Below are 20,357 nucleotides of genomic sequence, written 5' to 3' on the forward strand. Positions count from 1 at the left end.
CGGTGGAGGTCCCGAGCCCGGGGCCGGGTGTCGGTTCGGGTTCGAGCGGCTCGGGTCCGAGCGGCTCGGCGAGGCTCGCCGTCGGCAGGTACGGGGAGCGGTTGGCCGCGGAGCACCTGCAGGCGGCGGGCATGGTGGTCCTCGACCGCAACTGGCGGTGCCGGTGGGGCGAGCTCGACCTGGTCGCCCGCGACGGTGACGTCCTCGTCGGCGTCGAGGTCCGCACCCGCCGCTCCCTGGCGGCGGGGACGCCGCTGGAGTCCGTCACCCCCCGCAAGGTGGCCCGTCTGCGGCGCCTGCTGGGGCTGTGGCGGCAGGACCACCCCGTGCGCCCGGCCGGGCTGCGCCTCGACGTCGTCGCCGTGGTGCTGCCCCGCAGCGGCGCGGCCCGCGTGCAGCACGTGCGCGGGGTCGGCGCGTGAGCGTCGGGCGCGCGCTGTCGGTGGCGCTCGTCGGCCTGGCCGGGCACGTGGTGGAGGTCGAGGCCGACGTCACCGCGGGGCTGCCGGCGTTCGTGCTCGTGGGCCTGCCCGACGCCTCGCTGGTGGAGTCCCGCGACAGGGTCCGCGCGGCCCTGCGCAACGCCCGCCTCGCGGTGCCGGACCGCCGCGTCGTGGTCAACCTGTCCCCGGCGTCGCTGCCCAAGGCCGGCACCGGCTTCGACCTCGGCGTGGCCGTCGCCCTGCTCGCGGCCCAGGGCAGCCTGCGGCCGGCGTCGGCGGCCTCAGCGGTGCACGTCGGCGAGCTGGGCCTGGACGGCTGGCTCCGCCCGGTGCGCGGGGTCCTGCCCGCGGTGCTCGCGGCGGCCTCGGCCGGCGTCGAGCGCGTGGTGGTGCCGGCGGCCAACGCCGCCGAGGCCGCGCTGGTGCCCGGGGTCGAGGTGGTGGGGGTGGAGCACCTGGCCGACGTCGTGCGCGTGCACGGCGGCGAGGACGTGCCCGCCCCGCCGCGCATCCCGGTCACCGGGCACGACGCCGCGGGCGGGGGCGCGGCGTCGTCCCCGCCCGACCTCGCCGACGTCGTCGGCCAGGCGGCGGCCCGCCGCGCCCTGGAGGTCGCGGCCGCGGGCGGGCACCACCTGCTCCTGCTGGGCCCGCCCGGTGCGGGCAAGTCGATGCTGGCGGCCCGCCTGCCGGGCGTGCTCCCGCCGCTGACCGAGGCCGAGGCCGTCGAGGTGACCGCGGTGCACTCGGTCAGCGGGTCCTTCGACCCCGCGGCCGGGCTCGTCCGCACCCCGCCGTTCGAGGCGCCGCACCACACCGCGAGCGCCGCGGCCGTGCTCGGCGGGGGCTCGGCGGTCCCCTCCCCGGGGGCGGTGTCCCGGGCCCACCGGGGCGTGCTGCTGCTCGACGAGGCCCCGGAGTTTGACCGCCGGGTGCTGGAGGGGATGCGCCAGCCGCTGGAGGACGGCGAGATCGTGCTGGCGCGCGCCCGGGGGACGGCGCGCTTCCCGGCGCGGTTCCAGCTGGTCCTCACCGCCAACCCGTGCCCGTGCGGCCGCGACAGCGGCAGGGGCACGTCGTGCCGGTGCACCTCCGTGGAGCGGCGCCGCTACCGGGCCCGCCTGTCGGGGCCGCTGCTCGACCGGGTCGACCTGCAGGTGCCCGTCGACCCGGTGAGCCGCACCGAGCTCGCCGAGGCCGCGGGCGGGGAGAGCTCCGCAGCGGTGGCCGCCCGGGTGGCGGCGGCTCGCGAGGTGGCGCTCGAGCGGCTGCGGGGCACCCCGTGGCGGTGCAACGGCGAGGTGCCGGGCTCCCACCTGCGCGGTCCGCTGCGCCTGCCGCCGCGGGTGACGGCCTCGGCGCACACCAGCCTGGAGCGCGGTGACCTGACGCTGCGCGGCCTCGACAGGGTGCTCCGCGCGGCGTGGACGCTCGCCGACCTGGACGGCCGGGACCGGCCCACCGCTGACGACGTCGCCGCGGCCGAGGCGTGGCGCCTGCCCTGGGTCGCGGCGTGACCGGCCCGACCGGCCCGACCGGCGCGGGTGACGTGGCGCGCGCGAGCGGTCCGGGCGCTGCCGGCGGCTGGCAGCCGGCGCTCCCGCTCGCCGGCGGTCGGCCGCCCCGCTGGGCCGCCGACCCGCGCCTCGCCCAGGTCGCGTGGTCGCGCCTGGCCGAGCCGGAGGACCAGGTGGCCCTGCGCTTCGTGGCGGCCCGTGGACCCGTCGCGGCGCTGGAGCGGCTCGCCTCCCCGGCACCGGTCACCCCGGGGGAGTGCGACGCCGGCGAGGAGCCCCGCAGCCTCGCGGCGGGCCTGGCGCGCTGGCGGGTGCGGCTGCCCGAGACCGACCCGGAGCGCGACCTCGCCGCGGTGGCCGCCGCCGGCGGGCGCGCGGTGCTCCCCGACGACCCCCAGTGGCCGGCCGGGCTGGACGACCTGGGCGACGTCCGCCCGTTCGTGCTCTGGGTCCGCGGCGGCGGCGACCCCGCCGCGCTGTGCGCCCGCAGCGCCGCCCTGGTGGGCGCCCGCGCCTGCACCGCCTACGGGGAGCGGCTGGCGTCGGAGCTCGCCGCCGGCGCCGGTGACCGCGGCGTCACCACCGTCTCGGGGGCCGCCCTCGGCATCGACGGCGCCGCCCACCGCGGGGCGCTCGCGGTGGGGGCGCCCACGGTCGCGGTGCTCGCGTGCGGCGTCGAGCGGGCCTACCCGCGCAGCCACGACCGGCTCCTCGCCGCGATCGCCGAGGAGGGGGCGGTGCTCAGCGAGCTGCCGCCCGGGTCGAGCCCCATGAGGCGGCGCTTCCTGGAGCGCAACCGCCTCATCGCGGCGGCCAGCCGCGCCACGGTCGTCGTCGAGGCGGGGTGGCGCTCGGGCTCCCTGGCGACGGCGAACCGGGCGCTCGAGATCGGCCGGCACGTCGGGGCCGTGCCCGGCCCGGTGACCTCCGCGAGCTCGACCGGCTGCCACCGCCTGCTGCGCTCGCACGACGAGGTCGCGTGCATCACCGACGCCGACGAGCTGGTGCAGCTGGTCGCGGGCGTCAGGGGCGACTCCGACCGCGACCGCGACCCGGGGCGCGCCGGTCCCGCCCAGCCGCACGACGGCCTCGGCGAGCTGGGGCGCGCCGTGCTGGACGCCCTGCCGGCCGCGTCTCCCCGTCCGCTGGACCGGCTGGCGGTCACCGCCGGGCTGCCGGTCGAGCACGTGCGGGCCGCGCTCGGAGAGCTGTCCTTCCGGGGCCTGGCCGTGCAGGAGCCCGGCGGGTGGCGGCGCGGCGGGCTCGACGCCCGAGGGGGCGGTCGCTGAGAGTGGTGAGGTGAGCACCGACGAGGCGGACGGCGCGGGCGGCGCGAGCGGCGCTCCGGCGGAGTGGCCCGCGCTGTTCTGCCGGCACCTGGAGCTGGAGCGGGGCTCCTCCCCGGCCACCACCCGCGCCTACGCGGCCGACCTCGCCTCCCTGCAGGCCCACCTCGACCGCTCGGGGGCGGGTCTCGACGAGCTGTCCCTGGCCGACCTGCGCGAGTGGCTGGGGGCGCTCGCCGCCGACGGCGCCGCGCGCTCGAGCCTCGCGCGGCGCACCTCGGCGGTCCGCAGCTTCACCGCCTGGGCGGTCCGCACCGGGCGGATGGCCGTCGACCCGGCCCTGCGCCTGCGCTCCCCGTCGCCGGGGAGGACCCTCCCGGTGGTGCTGCGCTCGGACCAGGCGGACCGCCTCATGGACCTCGCGGCGACCCGGGCCGACGACGACGACCCGGGCCACCTGCGCGACCGCGCCGCCGCCGAGCTGCTCTACGCCAGCGGCATCCGGGTGGCCGAGCTGGTGGGCCTCGACGTCGACGACGTCGACAGGGCGCGGCGCACCCTGCGCGTCCTCGGCAAGGGCGGCAAGGAGCGCGTGGTGCCCTACGGCCAGCCCGCGGACCGCGCCGTGGGCGACTACCTCGCCCGCGGCCGGCCGCGGCTCGCCACGCCCGGCTCGCCGCCGGCCCTGCTGCTGGGGGCCCGCGGCGGGCGCTGGGACCAGCGCCAGGTGCGCGCCGTCGTCCACGGGCTGGTCAGGGGCCTGGAAGAGGGGATCGACGCCGCTCCGCACGCCCTGCGGCACACCGCGGCGACCCACCTGCTGGACGGCGGCGCGGACCTGAGATCCGTCCAGGAGATGCTCGGCCACGCTAGCCTTGCGACCACGCAGGTCTACACGCACGTCTCGATCGACCGCCTGCGCCGCAGCTACGAACAGGCCCATCCGAGGGCGTGAGCGCGCGCCCGCGCACCGCGGGGCCGCCGGGGGAGGGCAGGCTGGACATGACCGAGGCAGCGTCCCTGGAGACCCCCGCCGCGACCTCCGCGCCGGGCGGCGCCGGCACGGCGACGGCAGCACGTCCGGTCCGCGCCCCCCGCCTGTCGAGCCGCGTCTCCAACCGCACCGGGGCCGACGCCGAGGCCGTCGCCGCCAACGAGGCGCTGCTGCGCGACCTGTGGGAGCGCTTCAAGGCCCACGGCGACCCGGTCGTGCGCGAGCGGCTGATCCTCCACTACGCCCCGCTGGTCAAGTACGTCGCCGGCCGGGTCGGGGTCGGTCTGCCGCGAACGTCGACCAGGGCGACCTGGTCTCCTACGGCGTCTTCGGCCTCATCGACGCGATCGAGAAGTTCGACCTCGAGCGGGCCATCAAGTTCGAGACCTACGCCATCACCCGCATCCGCGGCGCGATCATCGACGAGCTGCGCGCCATGGACTGGATCCCCCGCTCGGTGCGCAGCAAGGCCCGCGACGTCGAGCGCGCGTACGCCTCGCTCGAGGCCGAGCTGCACCGCACCCCCACCGAGCCCGAGGTCGCCGCGCGGATGGGCATCACGCTGAAGGACCTCCACGGCATCTTCAGCCAGGTCTCCTACGTCAACGTCGTCGCCCTCGACGAGCTGCTCGGCGTCTCGGGGGAGAAGGGCGAGTCGCTGTCGCTGGGCGACACCCTGGAGGACCCGCGCGTCGAGGACCCGGTCACCGCGTTCGAGAACGAGGAGACCAAGTACCTGCTCTCCCGCGCGATCGACCAGCTGCCCGAGCGCGAGAAGATCGTCGTGACGCTGTACTACTACGAGAACCTGACCCTGTCGGAGATCGGCAAGGTGCTCGGCGTCACCGAGTCGCGGGTCTGCCAGATGCACACCAAGGCGGTCATCGCGATGCGCGCCAAGCTGTCCGAGGCCAGCTGACGGGTCATCCGGCCCCCGCCCAGCCGGGCACGGGCAGCAGCCGCACCGGGCGGCGCAGCAGCGACAGCGGGTCGCGGTAGACCACCTGGGCGCCCGAGCCGGTCCGCACGCCCCAGTGCAGGCAGCCGGGCGCAGCGCAGTGCTGCGCGCCGCCCGCGCCCGGCGCGGACAGGGCACCCACCACCTGACCGCGGGACACCACCTGGCCGACGGCCACCGCAGCGTCGACCGGTTCGAGGGTCGCCCGCCACCCCGACGCCGAGCGGATGCTGACGACGCCGCGGCCGGCCACGCGCCCCGCGGCCACCACCACCCCGTCGACGGGCGCCAGCACCGCCTGGCCGGGCGCCGCCGCGAGGTCGACGCCGCGGTGCCCCGCCTGCCAGGGCCTGCCGGGCAGCACCGCGGGGCGCAGCACCTCGGGGGCGCCCCCGGTGGCGTCCAGCGGCCACGACCAGGCCGCCGCAGGAGCGGTCGCCGCGGTGGCGGGGGCCGCGCGCTGACGCGGCGCCGCGGTGGCCGGGGTGCCCGCGAGGAGGAGGGGGCCGGCGACGAGCAGCGCCAGCAGCCCCAGCAGGGCCGCCGGCGCGCTCCGCGGGGTGGGCGGCGAGCTGGGTGGTGCGGCGGGTGGTGCGGTGGTCACCCGCCGAGGCTGGCGCGGCGCAGGGGTGCGGTGGCGCGGTCCGAGGGCTCCTGTGGACGGGCGCTCCCCGGGTGGTGGCCTGTGGGCGGAGCGGGGCCGCGGCGGGGTCGTGGTCGGAGGGGATCGGCGCCGCGGCGTAGGATGACCCCGGGCCGGTCTCACGACCGGTACTTCGCGTGCCCGCACACCGCCCCAGGGCGGGGGTGCGCCGCCTCGGTCCCGGCGAGAGCCGGGCGGCGGCGCCTCGCAGGCACCAGGGCGGCGGCCGACCAGGTCCGCTGCGACCAACCGACGCGCGCCTCCGAGCACGGAGGCGCCGAGAGGAGTGCGGCATGGCTGTCGTCACGACGCGCCAGCTGCTCGAGAGCGGCGTCCACTTCGGGCACCAGACCCGGCGCTGGAACCCGAAGATGAAGCGCTTCATCTTCACCGAGCGCAACGGCATCTACATCATCGACCTGCAGCAGTCGCTGACCCACATCGACCGCGCCTACGACTTCGTCAAGCAGACGGTCGCCCACGGCGGCTCGATCCTGTTCGTCGGCACGAAGAAGCAGGCCCAGGAGCCCCTGGCCGAGCAGGCCGGTCGCGTGGGCATGCCCTACGTGAACCAGCGCTGGCTGGGCGGCATGCTCACCAACTTCCAGACGGTGAGCAAGCGCCTGCAGCGCCTCAAGGAGCTCGAGCAGATCGACTTCGACGACGTGGCCTCCTCCGGCCGCACGAAGAAGGAGCTGCTGATGATGCGCCGGGAGATGGAGAAGCTCCAGAAGACCCTGGGCGGCATCCGCGACATGGCCCGCATCCCCTCGGCCGTGTGGATCGTCGACACCAACAAGGAGCACCTCGCGGTCGACGAGGCGCACAAGCTGGGCATCCCGGTCGTCGCGATCCTCGACACCAACTGCGACCCCGACGTCGTCGACTACCGGATCCCCGGCAACGACGACGCGATCCGCTCGGTCACCCTGCTGACCCGGGTCATCGCCGACGCCGTCGCCGACGGCCTGCGCACCCGCGCCGGCGGCTCCGAGGCCGGCGCCGCGGGCGCCGCCACCGAGCCCCTGGCCGCGTGGGAGGCCGAGCTGCTGGCCGGCGAGACCCAGACCGGCACCGCCGGCACCCAGGGCGCCACCGCCGCGGCCACCGAGGGCGAGGCCGCTGCGGCCGAGCAGGTGCCCGCCGGCACCGAGCCCGCCGCCGCCGTCGACCAGGCCGAGGGCGAGGCCAGCGACACCGCTGCCGCCACCGAGGCCCCGGCCGCCGACAGCACCGAGGCCCCCGCCGCCGAGGCGACCCCCAGCGCCTGAGGCGCTCCGCCGCGCCGTCCCCACCGGGGCGGCGCGGCCCTGCCGCGCCGCGCTCTACCAGCGCCCGGCGCCGGCACCCCAGACCACCCGGCACACCAGCCGACTACCAGCCGCACACGGGCGAGAGGGACGGACCATGGCGACCACCACCGCTGACATCAAGGCGCTGCGCGAGCAGACCGGCGCGGGCATGCTCGACGTCAAGAAGGCGCTCGACGAGGCCGACGGCGACCGCGCCAAGGCGATCGAGATCCTGCGCGTCAAGGGCCTCAAGGGCGTGACCAAGCGCGAGGGCCGCAGCGCCAGCAACGGCCTCGTGGCCGCCCAGGTGACCGGCGAGCCCGGCGCCCAGGTCGGCACCCTCGTCGAGGTCAACTGCGAGACCGACTTCGTCGCCAAGGGCGACCGCTTCATCGCCCTGGCCGGCCAGGTCCTCGACCTCGCCGTGTCCTCGGGTGCGAAGGACGCCGAGTCCCTCCTCGCCGCCGAGCTCGACGGCAAGGCGCTCAAGGACGTGCTCGACGAGGCCAACGCCACCATCGGCGAGAAGATCGAGGTGCGCCGCGTGGCCCGCCTCGAGGCCCCCCTCGTCGCCTCCTACCTGCACCGCACCAGCCCCGACCTGCCCCCGCAGATCGGCGTGCTCGTGGCGCTCGACAAGGAGGACGCCGACACCGCCCGCGACATCGCGATGCACACGGCCGCCATGTCCCCGCTGCACCTCACCCGCGACGAGGTCTCCGAGGAGACCGTCGCCAACGAGCGCCGCATCGCCGAGGACACCGCGCGCGAGGAGGGCAAGCCCGAGGCCGCCCTGCCGCGCATCGTCGAGGGCCGCGTGAACGGCTTCTTCAAGGACAACGTGCTGCTGGAGCAGTCCTTCGCCAAGGACCCCAAGCGCACCGTGCAGCAGGTCCTCAAGGACGCCGGCGCCAGCGCGACCGGCTTCGCCCGCTTCCGGGTCGGCGCCTGAGCTTGAGCGCTGAGCCGACCTCCGCGGTCGCGTCGGACCGTCCGGCCGCACCCACCCAGGGTGCGGCCGGGCGCGACGACGACTGGCGCCGCGTCGTCCTGAAGCTCTCGGGCGAGGCCTTCGGCGGCGGGCGCGTCGGCGTCGACCCCGACGTCGTCTCCAGCGTGGCTCGCGCGATCGTCGGGCCCGTCCGCGAGGGCGTGCAGGTGGCGATCGTCGTCGGCGGCGGCAACTACTTCCGCGGCGCCGAGCTGAGCCAGGGCGGCATGGACCGGAGCCGCGCCGACTACATGGGCATGCTCGGCACGGTCATGAACTGCCTGGCGCTGCAGGACTTCCTGGAGCAGGCCGGCGTCGACACCCGGGTGCAGACCGCCATCACCATGGGCCAGGTCGCCGAGCCCTACGTGCCGCGGCGCGCCATCCGGCACATGGAGAAGGGCCGCGTCGTCATCTTCGGCGCGGGCGCGGGCCTGCCCTACTTCTCCACCGACACGGTCGCGGCCCAGCGCGCGCTGGAGATCCGCGCCGACGCGGTGCTCATGGCCAAGAACGGCGTGGACGGCGTGTACACCGCCGACCCGCGCAAGGACCCGCTGGCCTCGCGGCTCGACGAGGTCAGCTACGGCGACGCGCTGCGCCAGCAGCTGAAGGTGGTCGACGCGACTGCGTTCAGCCTGTGCATGGACAACGGCCTCCCCATGGTCGTGTTCGGCATGGAGGGCGACGGAGCCATCTCGGCCGCGCTGCGCGGCGAGAAGATCGGGACCCTGGTCTCTGCGGGCTGAGCCCGGGCCCCTGCGGGGGCCCGGGTGGCGCAGGGCAAGGGCGGACGCGGAGGATGGACCTGTGATCGACGACGCTCTCCTCGAGGCCGAGGACAAGATGGAGAAGGCCGTGGAGGTCGCCAAGAGCGACTTCTCGGCCCTGCGGACCGGCCGGGCCAACCCGGCGCTGTTCACGAAGATCAACGTCGAGTACTACGGGGCCATGACGCCCCTGCAGCAGCTCGCGTCGTTCAACGTGCCCGAGGCCCGCACGGTGCTCATCACGCCCTACGACAAGACCTCGATCCCCGCGATCGAGCGGTCGCTGCGCGCGTCCGACCTCGACGTGAACCCGTCGAACGACGGCGTGGCGATCCGCGTGATCCTGCCGCAGCTGACCGACGAGCGCCGGCGCGACTACATCAAGATCGCCCGCAGCAAGGCCGAGGACGCTCGCGTCTCCGTGCGCAGCGTCCGCCGCAAGGCCAAGGACGAGCTCGACCGCGTGGTCAAGGACGGCGACGCCGGCGAGGACGAGGTCGCCCGCGCGGAGAAGGAGCTCGACGCCCTGACCCGCAAGCACGTCGACGTCATCGACGACCTGCTCAAGCACAAGGAGGCGGAGCTCCTCACGGTGTGAGGGGCCTCCGCAGGTCCTCCGGGTGGTACCAGCGACGCCCAGCGCGGCCGACGGCACGGCCGCCGGCCCGGCGGTGACCGGCTCCGCCCCGCCCAGCGGCGGGCGGGCCGGTCGCAACCTGCCCCAGGCCATCCTCGCGGGGGTGGTGCTGGGCGGTGGCTTCCTCGCGGCGGTCCTCCTCGTCAAGGAGGTCTTCATCGCCGTCGCGGCGCTCGCCGTCGCCCTGTCGGTGCGCGAGCTGGCGACCGCCCTGGCCACCCGGCACCGCAGGGTGCCGCAGGTCCCGCTGATCGCGGGGTCGATCGCCACGCTGGTGGCCACCTACGTCGGCGGCCTGGACGCGCTGCTGGTCGGGGTGTGCCTGACGGCGCTGGCCGCCGTCGCCTGGCGGGCGCTGGAGGTGCCCGACCTGCCCTCGCCCGCCGAGGACGGCACGGCCGCCCCGGGCGTGGCCCTCGTGCGCGACGCCACCTCGGCGGTGCTCGTGGTCGGCTGGCTGCCGCTGCTCGCCGGGTTCGCGGTCCTCATGCTGGCCGCCGACGACGGCGCCCAGCGCGTCGTCGTCTTCGTGCTGCTGACGGTGTGCAGCGACGTCGGCGGCTACGTGGCGGGCGTGCTGTTCGGGCGCCACCCGCTGGCCCCGACGGTCAGCCCCAAGAAGTCCTGGGAGGGCCTGGGCGGCTCGGTGGTGCTCTGCCTGGTGGCGGGCGTGGCCTCGGTGACCCTCATGCTCGGCGGCACCTGGTGGGCCGGGGCGCTGGTCGGCCTGGCCGCCGTCTTCGCCGCCACCCTCGGCGACCTGTCGGAGTCGATCCTGAAGCGCGACCTCGGCATCAAGGACATGGGCACCCTGGTGCCGGGCCACGGCGGGGTGCTCGACCGCCTCGACTCCCTGCTCGCCGTCGCCCCCACCACCTGGCTGCTGCTGCACCTCCTCGTGCGCTGAACGCGAGCGCTGGCCGCGAGCGGTGACGCGGGCCCGCGGGCGTGGGACCATGGACCACGTCATGACTGCTGCCACGCCTCCCGCCGCCCCCGCCGCCGTGTCGGCTGCGCCCGCCGAGCAGGCCGCTCGGCCCACCCGACCGGGCCTGCAGCTGGCCGCGCCCCGGCGGGCCAAGCCGCCGCGCCACCTGGCCGACCTCGCGCCCGCCGACCGCGCCGCCACCGCCGCGGAGCTGGGGGTGCCCGCCTTCCGCGTGAAGCAGGTGGCGCAGCACTACTTCGGCCGCGGCGAGTCCGACGCGGCGACCATGACCGACCTCCCCGCCGACCTGCGCTCGCGCCTGGGCGAGGCGCTGCTCCCGCAGCTGCTGACGCCGGTCAAGGAGCTCGAGGCCGACGGCGGCGACACGGTCAAGACGCTGTGGCGCCTCTTCGACGGCGCCCGCATCGAGAGCGTGCTCATGCGCTACACGGGCCGGGTCACGCTCTGCGTCTCCAGCCAGGCCGGCTGCGGCATGGCGTGCCCCTTCTGCGCCACCGGTCAGGGCGGGCTGCAGCGCAACCTCTCGGCCGCCGAGGTGGTCGAGCAGGTCGCCGCCGCCAACCGCCGCCTCGCGCCCACGGGTGAGCGCGTCAACAACATCGTCTTCATGGGCATGGGCGAGGCGCTCGCCAACTACAAGTCGTGCATCGGCGCGGTCCGTCGGATGGTCGACGACGCCCCCGACGGCCTGGGGATGTCCGCCCGCGGGGTCACCGTCTCGACGGTGGGCCTCGTGCCCGCCGTCGACAAGCTCGCCGGCGAGGGCCTCGCGGTGACGCTCGCGCTCAGCCTGCACGCCCCCGACGACACCCTCCGCGACGAGCTGGTGCCGCTGAACAGCCGCTGGAACGTCGCCGCCGTGCTCGACAGCGCCAAGCGCTACTTCGACGCCACGGGGCGTCGCGTCAGCATCGAGTACGCCCTCATCCGCGACGTGAACGACCACGCCTGGCGCGCGGAGCTGCTCGGGGAGCAGCTGGCCGCGCGCGGCAGCGGTTGGGTGCACGTCAACCCGATCCCGCTGAACCCCACGCCCGGCTCGCGCTGGACGGCGTCCGACCCCGCCGTCGAGGACGAGTTCGTCCGCCGCCTGCGCGCGGCCGGCGTGCCGACCACGGTCCGCGACACCCGCGGCCGCGACATCGACGGCGCCTGCGGCCAGCTCGCCGCCACCGACATCACGCAGCCCTCGGGCGCGCCCGCCCCGGTCCCGCCCGCCTGATCGACCAGGCGGTGCGGCGGGGGAGCCCGGTGGGTCGTCTGACGCGGGTGCAGCCGCCGCCGTCGCGTCGAGCCACCGCCGCGGCCCACGCCGTCCGCTCCGGGGTGGTGGCGCGGTCGTCGACCCCACGAACGGGCGGCGCTCCGCCTCGACCTGGGCGCGCAGCGCAGGTCCCTCGGAGCTCCAGGAGGCCTCGTCCGGCGCGCCCGCCACGGGCAGCGGCGGGAACCTCGGGTGGGTGCCGACGCACCGGTCCGTGCTGCCTCGGGAACACCCGTGACCCTCCGGGAGTTGGTTGAAGCGTGAAGCACATCGGGTTCCTCAACTTCGGCAACTGGCGCCCCGCCCGGGGCTCCCGGGTGCGCACCGGTGCCGACGCCCTGCTGCAGACGGTCGATCTGGCCGTCGCCGCGGAGGAGATCGGTCTCGACGGCGCCTACGTGCGCGTGCACCACTTCGCGCCGCAGCTGAGCTCGCCGTGGCCGCTGCTCGCGGCGATGGGTGCCCGCACCTCGCGCATCGAGCTGGGCACCGGCGTCATCGACATGCGCTACGAGGAGCCCCTGGCGATGGCCGAGCTCGCCGCCTCCACCGACCTCATCAGCGGCGGCCGGCTGCAGCTCGGCGTGAGCCGGGGGTCGCCCGAGCCCGCGCTGCGCGGTGCCGAGGCGTTCGGGCACGTCCCGGCTGACGGGCAGAGCGACGCCGACCTGGCCCGCGAGCACACCCGCCGCTTCCGCGCGGCCGTCGCCGGCGCCGGGGTGGCGCCCATGGACTCCCGGATGACCGGCCGCGAGGGCCTGCTGGCCGTGCAGCCGCAGTCCGCGGGCCTCGCCGACCGGATCTGGTGGGGCGCCGGCACTCGCGCGACGGCCCGCTGGGCCGGGCAGCAGGGCATGAACCTCATGAGCTCCACCCTGCTCACCGAGGACACGGGCGTGCCGTTCGACCAGCTCCAGGCCGAGCAGATCGCCGGGTTCCGCGCCGCGTGGGCCGAGGCCGGCTGGTCGGGCACCCCGCGGGTGTCCGTCTCGCGCAGCGTCATGCCCATCACCACCGACGAGGACCGGATGTACTTCGGCGGTGACGTGGGCAGCGACGACCAGGTCGGCTACCTCGACGGCGGGCTCGCCCGCTTCGGGCGGCACTACGCCGGGGACCCCGACGCCGTCGCCGAGCAGCTCGCGCGCGACGTCGCCGTCCAGGAGGCCGACACCCTGCTGCTGACGATCCCGAACATGCTGGGCGTGGAGTACAATGCCCGGCTGCTCACGACGATCGCCGAGCACGTGGCACCGGCCCTGGGCTGGACCCCCGCGCACCTGCGCGCCGACGAGCAGCAGCCCGCCGCCGTCTGACCCCGGTCTGACCCGGCCAGCCCCCGTCGGGTCCGCTCGGACCGCACCCTCCGCGCAGGGTGCGGTCCGAGCGCCCCTCGGGAGCCCACTCTCCGCGGAGGGTGCGGAAGGGGGGAGCGGCACCGAGGGGAGAACCCGGGTGACGGCGGCGGGGCGCGTCGGGGAGGATCGACGTCCGTGGCACACCTGGAGGTCAACGGCGTCTCCTACGACCTCCCCGACGGGCGCCCCCTGCTCCGCGAGGTCAGCCTGCGCGCCGGGGAGGGCCAGCGCACCGCGCTGATCGGCCCCAACGGCACCGGCAAGACGACCCTGCTGCGCATCATCACCGGTGAGGTGGCCCCGCACGCCGGGTCCGTGGTGCGCAGCGGCGGGCTGCAGGTGATGCAGCAGACCGCCGGTGCGGGCGCCAAGGAGGTCCGCGACCTGCTGCTGTCCGTGGCCCCGCCCCAGCTGCAGGCCGCCGCCGCCGAGCTCGACGCCGCAGAGCTGGCGATGGTGGAGGCCGAGGACGAGCCCACCCAGATGCGCTACGCCACCGCCATCGCCGGCTGGGGCGACGCGGGCGGGTACGAGGCCGAGGTGGCGTGGGACGTCGTGTGCGACGCCGCCCTCGGCACCGGGTACGAGCGGGCGCGCTGGCGCGACGTCGCCACGCTGTCGGGCGGTGAGCGCAAGCGGCTGCTGCTGGAGTCGCTGCTGCGGGGCCCCCGGGGCGTGCTGCTGCTCGACGAGCCCGACAACTCCCTCGACGTCCCGGGCAAGCGGTGGCTCGAGGAGGCGCTCGTGGCCAGCGGACGCACGGTGCTGCTGGTCAGCCACGACCGCGAGCTGCTGGCCCGCACCGCCACGCGCGTGGCCACCCTCGAGCCCGGCGCCGCCGGCGCGCGGATGTGGGTCCACGGCGGGGGCTTCGACGGCTACGCCGACGCCCGCGCCGACCGCACCGCGCGCCTGGAGGAGCTGCGCCGCCGCTGGGACGAGGACCACGCCGCGCTCAAGGCCCTGGTGCTGAGCCTGAAGACCAAGGCCACCTTCAACGACGGCATCGCGAGCCGCTACCAGGCGGCGCAGACCCGGCTCGCGCGCTTCGAGGAGGCGGGCCCGCCGATCGCCGCTCCCGTGCCGCAGAAGCTGGGCATGCGCCTGCACGGCGGCCGCACCGCCAAGCGCGCCGTCACCTTCGAGCAGCTGGGGATGACGGGCCTCGTGGCCCCCTTCGACCTGGAGCTGCACCTCGGCGACCGCCTCGCCGTCCTCGGGTCCAACGGGTCGGGCAAGAGCCACCTGCTGCGGCTGCTGGCCGCGGGCGGCACCCACCCCGAGGCCGAGCACGAGCCGGTGGGCGACGGACCGCCGCCCGAGCCCGTCGAGCACACCGGCGCCGCCCGCCTGGGCTCGCGCGTGCGGCCGGGCTGGTTCCGGCAGTCCTCCGCCGCCGACACCGGTCCCCGCGACACGGGCACCAGCGCCGGTGGAGCCGCTGGCGACACCGCGGGGTCTCGCACGAAGCGCGACGAGCGCACCCTCCTCGACGTCCTCCACCGCGGCGACGGCCACCGCGCCGGCCTGCCGCGCGAGCCCGCCACCCGGGCGCTGGACCGCTACGGGCTGGCGCACGCCGCGGAGCAGCGGGTCGCGACCCTGTCCGGCGGGCAGCGAGCGCGCTTCGGCGTGCTGCTGCTGGAGCTGTCGGGGGCGACCCTGCTCCTCCTCGACGAGCCCACCGACAACCTCGACCTGGAGTCGGCCGAGGCGCTGGAGGCGGCGCTCGAGCGCTTCGAGGGCACGGTCGTCGCCGTGACGCACGACCGGTGGTTCGCGCGGGGCTTCGACAGGTTCCTCGTGCTGGGCGCGGACGGCACCGTGCGAGAGACCCCCGAGCCGGTCTGGGACGAGGCGCGCGTGCAGAGGGTCCGCTGAGGCGCGTGTTTCTCCTGCGCTCGGAGGCCGCGCTCGGGCACCATGCTGGAGTGACTCCGGGGCCCACCTTCGCGCGCACCGCCGGCTGGAAGCGCGGCTACGCCGTCGACCAGGTCGAGGAGTTCTTCGCGCAGGCGCGCGTCTCCTACGAGACCGGCGGGCCCCGCGGCGGCGTCAGCAGCCGCGACGTGCGCGAGGTCGGCTTCGACCTGGTGCGCCGCGGCTACGACGTGCAGATGGTCGACGCCGCCCTCGACCGCATGGAGGACGCGTTCCTGCGCCGAGAGCAGGAGGTCGTCAAGGGGCGCCTGGGCGCCGACCGCGCGCACGCCGAGCTGTCGTCGCGCGCCGCCACCCTGCGGCCCCGCCTGGACCGCCCCGACGGCGACCGCTTCGACCGCGCCGAGCACGGCCAGCCCGGGTACGACCCCGAGGAGGTCGACGAGCTGTGCGAGCGCATCGGCGCCTGGCTCGACGGCCACCCCGGCCTGGGCCACGACGACCTGCGCCGCGCCGTCTTCACCACGCGCCGCGGCGACCACGGGTACGCCGAGCACCAGGTCGACGCGTTCATCGACCGCGCCGTCGAGGTCATGGCCTCCGTCTCCGTCTGAGCCCCGCCCCACCGCCGGCGGCGGCGGCCCGAGCGCTCGGGCGCTGACCCGTCCGGGGGTGGGACCTGCGGTCCGGGGCCACCGGCGCCGATGACCTCGGGGTGGCACGTCCTGCGAAGTCCCGCGTCCGCTCGCTGCTGAGCGCTGCGCTCTGCCTGACCGCGCTCACCGGGCTCCTCGGCGGCCTGGTGCTGGTGCCCGCGGGCGCGGCCGCCGCCGTCGACGGCACCGAGACCCGCGCGCCGGACGTCAAGAACAACTGGACCGTGCCCGGGGAGGTCTGGCAGGGCGACTTCGCCGACCCCGCCGTGACCCGCGTGGGCGACGTCTACTACGCCTTCGCCACCAACACCGCTGGACGGTACGTGCCCGCGCTGACCAGCACGGACCTGGTCACCTGGCGCGCCCGCCCGACGTACAGCCAGGCCGGCCCGCCCGGCCGCCCCGGCTACTCGGTGACCTCCGACCCGAGCGTCCCCGAGGAGTTCCGCACCGCGCCGTGGTCGGAGCACGACCGCTACAACAACAACGACGTCCTCGTGAAGCCCGCCTCCTGGGGGCTCAAGACGTCCGACGGGCCGTGGGTGCGCACGGAGTACTGGGCGCCGGAGGTCTTCCAGATCGGCTCCACCTGGTACCTCTACTCGGCGGTGCGGGTCGGCGCGACGCGCTTCTGCCTGACGGTGGCCAGCGGCCCCTCGCCGCTCGGCCCGTTCCGCGACACCACCACCGGCCCGATCCAGTGCCAGCCCGTGGAGACCGACCCCGACGGCTCCATCGACCCCTCGGCCTACCGAGACCCGGCCACCGGCAGGAGCTACCTGCTGTGGAAGGCGCTGGGCAAGGTGCGCAGCCACCCCAGCTCGATCCTTTCCGTCGAGCTCGGCGCTGACGGCAAGCCCCTGCCGGGAGCGCCCTGGACCCAGCTGCTGGCGACCCACGAGGGCGGCTGGGAGGGGACGACGATCGAGAACCCCTCGATGGTCACCTACGGCGGCACCACGTACCTCTTCTACTCCGCGAACCACTGGGGGACGACCGACGCCGCCGGGCGCAGCGCCTACGCGACCGGCTACGCCATCTGCCCGCAGGGGCCCACCGGGCCGTGCGCCCGCCCCGACGAGCGGCCGCTGCTGTCCAGCAGCGGCACCGCCCAGGGCCCCGGCGGCTCGGCGGCCTTCCTGGACGCCAGCGGGAACCTGCGGATCGCCTACGCGACCTACTTCCTGGGCGAGGACCGCGTGGGCCAGGCCATCCGCCAGCCCCGCCGCCTCAGCATCGGCACGCTGACCCGCGCCGCCGACGGACGCCTCAGCGCGGTCCCCGGGACCGCACCCGTCGGCGCCTGGACGCCCCCGCCCGCGAAGGCCCCCGTGGCGAAGGCCGCACCGCCCGCGAAGGTGACGCCCAAGGCCACCACCACGACGAAGAAGGCCACCACCAAGAAGGCGACGACGACGAAGAAGAAGGCCGCGACGACCACGAAGAGGACGTCCAAGACGTCGAAGCGCTGACCCCGGCACGCCCCCGCACGATCATGCACCTGCGCGCCACAGCGGTGTCGCGCGAGGGGCGTGACGTGGCGCCCAGGTGCATGATCGTCGCGGGGGGGGGGCTGCGACGGCGGGGGGACCGGGGAGGTCAGGCGAGGGCGGCGGACCGCCAGCCCCGCAGCGAGCTCAGCACGGCCAGGCCGTCGGCGCGGCGCAGGTCGTCGGCGTGCAGCACGCGCAGCTCCAGCTCACCGGAGTCGAGCAGCCGCCCCCGCAGCACCCCGGGCAGCAGCCCGCACTCCACCGGCGGCGTCCACCAGCGCCCGTCGAGGCGCACGGCGAGGTTCGCCGTGCTCGCCTCGCAGAGCTCACCGCGCTCGTTGGTCCACACCACCTCGCCGGGCCCGCCGGGCTCCCCGACGCGGTGCTCCGCCCGCAGCGCGTCGATCCAGCCCCGGCGGGTGGTCTTGTGCCGCGGCCACCAGTCGGCGCTGCGCACCCGGGGGGTCGCCTCCACCGCGAGCAGCACGGGCGACGACGACGGCCCGCTCGCGGGGAGCGGCGCCGTCGTTACCGAGACCTCCCCGGCGGGCGTGAGCTCGAGGCGCACCCTGAGCGCGCCCCCACCCGCGGCCCGCACGGCCCCGCCCAGGGCGTCCCGCGCCTCGGCGGGGTCGAACCTGAGGTGGCAGAACGCCGCGGACGCCGCCATCCGCGCCAGGTGCCGCTCGACGTCGCGCAGCCCGGCCCCCGGATGGTCGCCCGGCACGTGGGCCAGCGTCTCCAGCAGGCCGAACGGCTCCGCGCGGCGTCCGAGCACGGCGGCCTTGGCCAGCACCTCGCGGTGCTCCGCCCCGGCGCGCGAGCCCCAGGTCACGCCGCTGCCGGTGCCGTACTCGACGGTGCGGGCCGTCCTCCCAGCGATGCCGCCTGCGCTGCTGTCTGCGCTGCTGTCTGCTCTGCCGCCTGCGCCGGTGCCGGTGGTGACGACCGCGGTGCGGATCGCCACCGAGAACCGCGCCGTCACCGGCTCGCCCGGAGGGGCCAGCCAGCCCACGGCGCCGCAGTAGACCCCGCGCGGCGAGCGCTCGAGCTCGGCGACGGCCCGCATCGTCGACGCCTTCGGGGCCCCCGTCACCGAGCCGCAGGGGAACAGCGCGCGGAACACCTCGAGCGTCGAGGTGCCCGGCCGCAGCCGGCCCTCGACCGTGGAGACCACCTGGTGCACCGTCGGGTAGGTCTGCGCTGCCAGCAGCTCGGTGACCTCGACGGAGCCGGGCGCGCAGACGCGGTGCAGGTCGTTGCGGAGCAGGTCGACGATCATCACGTTCTCGGCGCGCTCCTTGGCGCTGCCGGCCAGGCGCCGCAGGGCCTCCGCGTCCTCGGCCGCTGAACGGCCCCGCGGTGCCGTCCCCTTCATCGGCCGGGTGACCAGGCGCGGCGCACCGCCGGCGTCGTGGTGGACCGCGAAGAACGCCTCGGGGCTCGCGCTCACCACCGCCGTGCCGCCGGCCAGCTCGAGCAGCGCGCTGTGCGCCCCCGCTGGCCGTGCACGAGGTCGGCGTACAGCGCGCCGGCGTCGCCGTCGAAGGGCGCGGACAGCCGCAGGGTGAGGTTGACCTGGTACGTCTCACCCCGGGCGATGCGCTCGCGGACCCCGGTGACGGCCGCCGCGTGCTGGGCCTCGTCGGTGTCGGCGGTCCACGCACCCGCCGTCCACCCCCGCGTCCCGGTGGCCGGGGGGACGACGGGTGCCGCGCGCGGTGCGTCGGTCAGCGCGAACCAGACGAGCGGTACCCCCGGGCCGGGCTCACGGGTCACCAGCGCCGGGTCGAGCGCCGGCGCGCCCTCGTAGGCCACGAAGCCCACCGCCCAGCTGCCCGCGGCGACCGCGGCCTGCACCCGCTCCAGGGCGGGGACGACGGCGTCCAGCGTCCGCGCCTCCACCACGCTCCGCGCCGGACGGGCGGCGTCGGCGAAGAGCAGGGCGGTGCCGGCGGCGAGGTCGTCGCAGCGCAGCACGCCGTGGGGCGGGTGCGGCGGGACGGCGGTCGGGGGCACCGGGGGAGTGTGCCGCAGGTGCCGCTCGCAGTGCCCGGGAGTGCCCGGGGGCGCCGGCGGCTAGCGTGCTGGGGTGCCGGCCCGGACCGACGGCGCCCCGTTCTGGGTGCTCTTCGCGGTGTTCTTCACCGTGGTCCTCGTGCGCACCCAGGCCACGTACTGGCTGGCCCGCGTGGTGGCCGCGTGGTCGGCCGACCAGCGCCGCGCCCGGCCGGCGTGGGTGGCCCGTGCCGGCGCGTGGCTGGAGGGGCTCGCCCGGGGGCGGGGCGCCCGGGCCCTGGAGCGGTGGGGCCTGGTGGCCGTCCCGGCGTCGTTCCTGGCCACGGGCACCAAGACCGCCGTCAACGGGGCCGCGGGGCTGCTGCGGATGCCCTTCGGCCGGTACACCGCGGCGATGCTGCTGGGCTGCGCCGTGCACGCCACCATCTACGCGACCGTGGGGTGGGCGGCGTGGACGGCGGCGCTGGCGGCCCTGTCCGGCTCACCCCGGGGCGCGGCGGTGCTGGTGCTCCTGGTGGTCGCGGCGGTGGGCGCGGTGTGGTGGCGGCTGCGGCGGCGGGCAGCCCGCGGCGAGGGCTGACCCCGCGGGCGCGGTCGTCTCAGGACGGGTCGCCCGGGGCCTGCGGCCGCAGGTGCTCCAGCAGTGCGGCGACGTGGCGGGCGCGGGTCTGCGCCCGCTTGACGGTGTGCATCCGGTACAGCCAGGAGTACCGCTCGCCGCGGGGCATCGCCTCGTAGGCGGCTGCGGCCGCGGCGTCGTCGGCCAGCGCCTGCGCGAGCTCCGGGGGCGGCTGGATCGTGGCCGACCCCGCGTAGGCGGCCTCCCACCGCCCGTCGGCGCGGGCCGCGGCCACCTCGGCGGTGCCCCGGGGGCACATCCGCCCGGCTGCCTCGAGCGCCGCGACGCGCTCGACGTTCTTGGCCGACCAGTTCGACCGGGGGCGGCGCGGGGTCATGCGGATCGCGTAGCTGGCGTCGTCGCGGGTGGTGACCTGGCCGTCGATCCAGCCGTGGCGCAGCGCCTCGACCACGGCCGCCTCGTAGACGAGGGACGTGGGCTGCGTGGCGCCGCCCTTGGCGAGGGCGAGCCGGACGCCGGGCGAGGTGGCGGCGTTCTCCTCCAGCCACGCGGCCCAGGCAGCGGCGTCGGGCACCACGAGGTCGGGCAGCGGCTGCTGGGGCGCGGCGGGTGCGGCGGGCACGCCC

Annotated in this window: 19 protein-coding genes and 1 pseudogene; 16 read left to right on the forward strand and 4 right to left on the reverse strand. The window is 76.6% G+C overall.

Features of this window, described 5'->3' with window-relative positions:
• Positions 1 to 2: 2 nt before the first annotated feature.
• The 5 genes and pseudogenes from F1641_RS02605 to whiG form a co-directional block, all read left to right on the forward strand.
• Complete coding sequence (locus tag F1641_RS02605) at positions 3 to 422, forward strand: YraN family protein (RefSeq protein ID WP_194903321.1); 420 nt, start codon at positions 3 to 5, stop codon at positions 420 to 422.
• Positions 419 to 1,960: a YifB family Mg chelatase-like AAA ATPase gene (locus tag F1641_RS02610; RefSeq protein WP_194902888.1), complete on the forward strand. Its 1,542-nt coding sequence runs from the start codon at positions 419 to 421 to the stop codon at positions 1,958 to 1,960. Before F1641_RS02605 ends, F1641_RS02610 begins: the two co-directional genes overlap by 4 nt.
• A complete protein-coding gene (dprA, locus tag F1641_RS02615; protein WP_206690404.1) occupies positions 1,957 to 3,249 on the forward strand; it encodes a DNA-processing protein DprA in 1,293 nt (430 codons plus the stop codon). The genes F1641_RS02610 and dprA overlap by 4 nt, the downstream gene beginning before the upstream one ends.
• A gap of 73 nt (positions 3,250 to 3,322) precedes the next feature.
• The gene (locus tag F1641_RS02620; RefSeq protein ID WP_194903323.1) at positions 3,323 to 4,201 is read left to right on the forward strand and encodes a tyrosine recombinase XerC; all 879 of its coding nucleotides are present in this window, start codon (positions 3,323 to 3,325) and stop codon (positions 4,199 to 4,201) included.
• 150 nt (positions 4,202 to 4,351) lie between these two features.
• Positions 4,352 to 5,159 (forward strand): annotated as a pseudogene (gene whiG, locus F1641_RS02625) (RNA polymerase sigma factor WhiG); the annotation flags it as partial.
• Positions 5,160 to 5,163: 4 nt separating this feature from the next.
• Here whiG and F1641_RS02630 read toward each other — a convergent pair.
• Positions 5,164 to 5,802 carry a M23 family metallopeptidase gene (locus tag F1641_RS02630; protein ID WP_194902889.1) on the reverse strand — a complete coding sequence of 213 codons (639 nt, stop codon included), beginning with the start codon at positions 5,800 to 5,802 and terminating at the stop codon, positions 5,164 to 5,166.
• Positions 5,803 to 6,134: 332 nt separating this feature from the next.
• Here F1641_RS02630 and rpsB point away from each other — a divergent pair, with 332 nt between their 5' ends.
• The 10 genes from rpsB (at position 6,135) to F1641_RS02680 (ending at position 17,111) form a co-directional block, all read left to right on the forward strand.
• Positions 6,135 to 7,112 (forward strand): 30S ribosomal protein S2, encoded by a 978-nt coding sequence (gene rpsB / locus F1641_RS02635; RefSeq protein WP_194902890.1) that lies wholly within the window; start codon positions 6,135 to 6,137, stop codon positions 7,110 to 7,112.
• Between the two features lie 136 nt (positions 7,113 to 7,248).
• Positions 7,249 to 8,085 (forward strand): translation elongation factor Ts, encoded by an 837-nt coding sequence (gene tsf / locus F1641_RS02640; protein WP_194902891.1) that lies wholly within the window; start codon positions 7,249 to 7,251, stop codon positions 8,083 to 8,085.
• Between the two features lie 2 nt (positions 8,086 to 8,087).
• Positions 8,088 to 8,873: a UMP kinase gene (pyrH, locus tag F1641_RS02645; RefSeq protein WP_194902892.1), complete on the forward strand. Its 786-nt coding sequence runs from the start codon at positions 8,088 to 8,090 to the stop codon at positions 8,871 to 8,873.
• Between the two features lie 61 nt (positions 8,874 to 8,934).
• A complete protein-coding gene (gene frr, locus F1641_RS02650) occupies positions 8,935 to 9,492 on the forward strand; it encodes a ribosome recycling factor (RefSeq protein WP_194902893.1) in 558 nt (185 codons plus the stop codon).
• Between the two features lie 22 nt (positions 9,493 to 9,514).
• Complete coding sequence (locus tag F1641_RS02655) at positions 9,515 to 10,438, forward strand: phosphatidate cytidylyltransferase (RefSeq protein ID WP_309225330.1); 924 nt, start codon at positions 9,515 to 9,517, stop codon at positions 10,436 to 10,438.
• Between the two features lie 61 nt (positions 10,439 to 10,499).
• Complete coding sequence (gene rlmN / locus F1641_RS02660) at positions 10,500 to 11,702, forward strand: 23S rRNA (adenine(2503)-C(2))-methyltransferase RlmN (RefSeq protein WP_194902894.1); 1,203 nt, start codon at positions 10,500 to 10,502, stop codon at positions 11,700 to 11,702.
• 302 nt (positions 11,703 to 12,004) lie between these two features.
• Positions 12,005 to 13,060 carry an LLM class flavin-dependent oxidoreductase gene (locus F1641_RS02665; protein WP_194902895.1) on the forward strand — a complete coding sequence of 352 codons (1,056 nt, stop codon included), beginning with the start codon at positions 12,005 to 12,007 and terminating at the stop codon, positions 13,058 to 13,060.
• Between the two features lie 177 nt (positions 13,061 to 13,237).
• Positions 13,238 to 14,983 carry an ATP-binding cassette domain-containing protein gene (locus F1641_RS02670; protein ID WP_194902896.1) on the forward strand — a complete coding sequence of 582 codons (1,746 nt, stop codon included), beginning with the start codon at positions 13,238 to 13,240 and terminating at the stop codon, positions 14,981 to 14,983.
• A gap of 50 nt (positions 14,984 to 15,033) precedes the next feature.
• Entirely contained in the window at positions 15,034 to 15,597 is a 564-nt protein-coding gene (locus F1641_RS02675; protein WP_194902897.1) for a DivIVA domain-containing protein, read from the forward strand.
• 101 nt (positions 15,598 to 15,698) lie between these two features.
• Entirely contained in the window at positions 15,699 to 17,111 is a 1,413-nt protein-coding gene (locus F1641_RS02680; RefSeq protein WP_194902898.1) for a family 43 glycosylhydrolase, read from the forward strand.
• 127 nt (positions 17,112 to 17,238) lie between these two features.
• On the opposite strand, the gene F1641_RS02685 is transcribed toward F1641_RS02680, so the two are convergent.
• A complete protein-coding gene (locus F1641_RS02685) occupies positions 17,239 to 18,615 on the reverse strand; it encodes a chorismate-binding protein (protein ID WP_309225398.1) in 1,377 nt (458 codons plus the stop codon).
• Complete coding sequence (locus F1641_RS02690) at positions 18,582 to 19,151, reverse strand: hypothetical protein (protein ID WP_194902900.1); 570 nt, start codon at positions 19,149 to 19,151, stop codon at positions 18,582 to 18,584. Before F1641_RS02690 ends, F1641_RS02685 begins: the two co-directional genes overlap by 34 nt.
• Positions 19,152 to 19,224: 73 nt before the next feature.
• Between F1641_RS02690 and F1641_RS02695 the strand changes: the two genes are divergently transcribed.
• Positions 19,225 to 19,731, forward strand: coding sequence for a hypothetical protein (locus F1641_RS02695; RefSeq protein ID WP_194902901.1), 507 nt, complete (start codon positions 19,225 to 19,227; stop codon positions 19,729 to 19,731).
• Between the two features lie 19 nt (positions 19,732 to 19,750).
• On the opposite strand, the gene F1641_RS22805 is transcribed toward F1641_RS02695, so the two are convergent.
• Entirely contained in the window at positions 19,751 to 20,353 is a 603-nt protein-coding gene (locus F1641_RS22805; RefSeq protein WP_206690406.1) for a YdeI family protein, read from the reverse strand.
• Between the last annotated feature and the right edge of the window lie 4 nt (positions 20,354 to 20,357).

The sequence above is a fragment of the Quadrisphaera sp. INWT6 genome, assembly GCF_015390235.1.
Taxonomy (GTDB): Bacteria; Actinomycetota; Actinomycetes; order Actinomycetales; family Quadrisphaeraceae; genus Quadrisphaera.

Coding starts and splice junctions, on each gene's coding strand:
- rpsB (WP_194902890.1), top strand. CDS start 6,135: ATGGCTGTCGTCACGACGCGCCAGCTGCTCGAGAGCGGCGTCCACTTC.
- tsf (WP_194902891.1), top strand. CDS start 7,249: ATGGCGACCACCACCGCTGACATCAAGGCGCTGCGCGAGCAGACCGGC.
- rlmN (WP_194902894.1), top strand. CDS start 10,500: ATGACTGCTGCCACGCCTCCCGCCGCCCCCGCCGCCGTGTCGGCTGCG.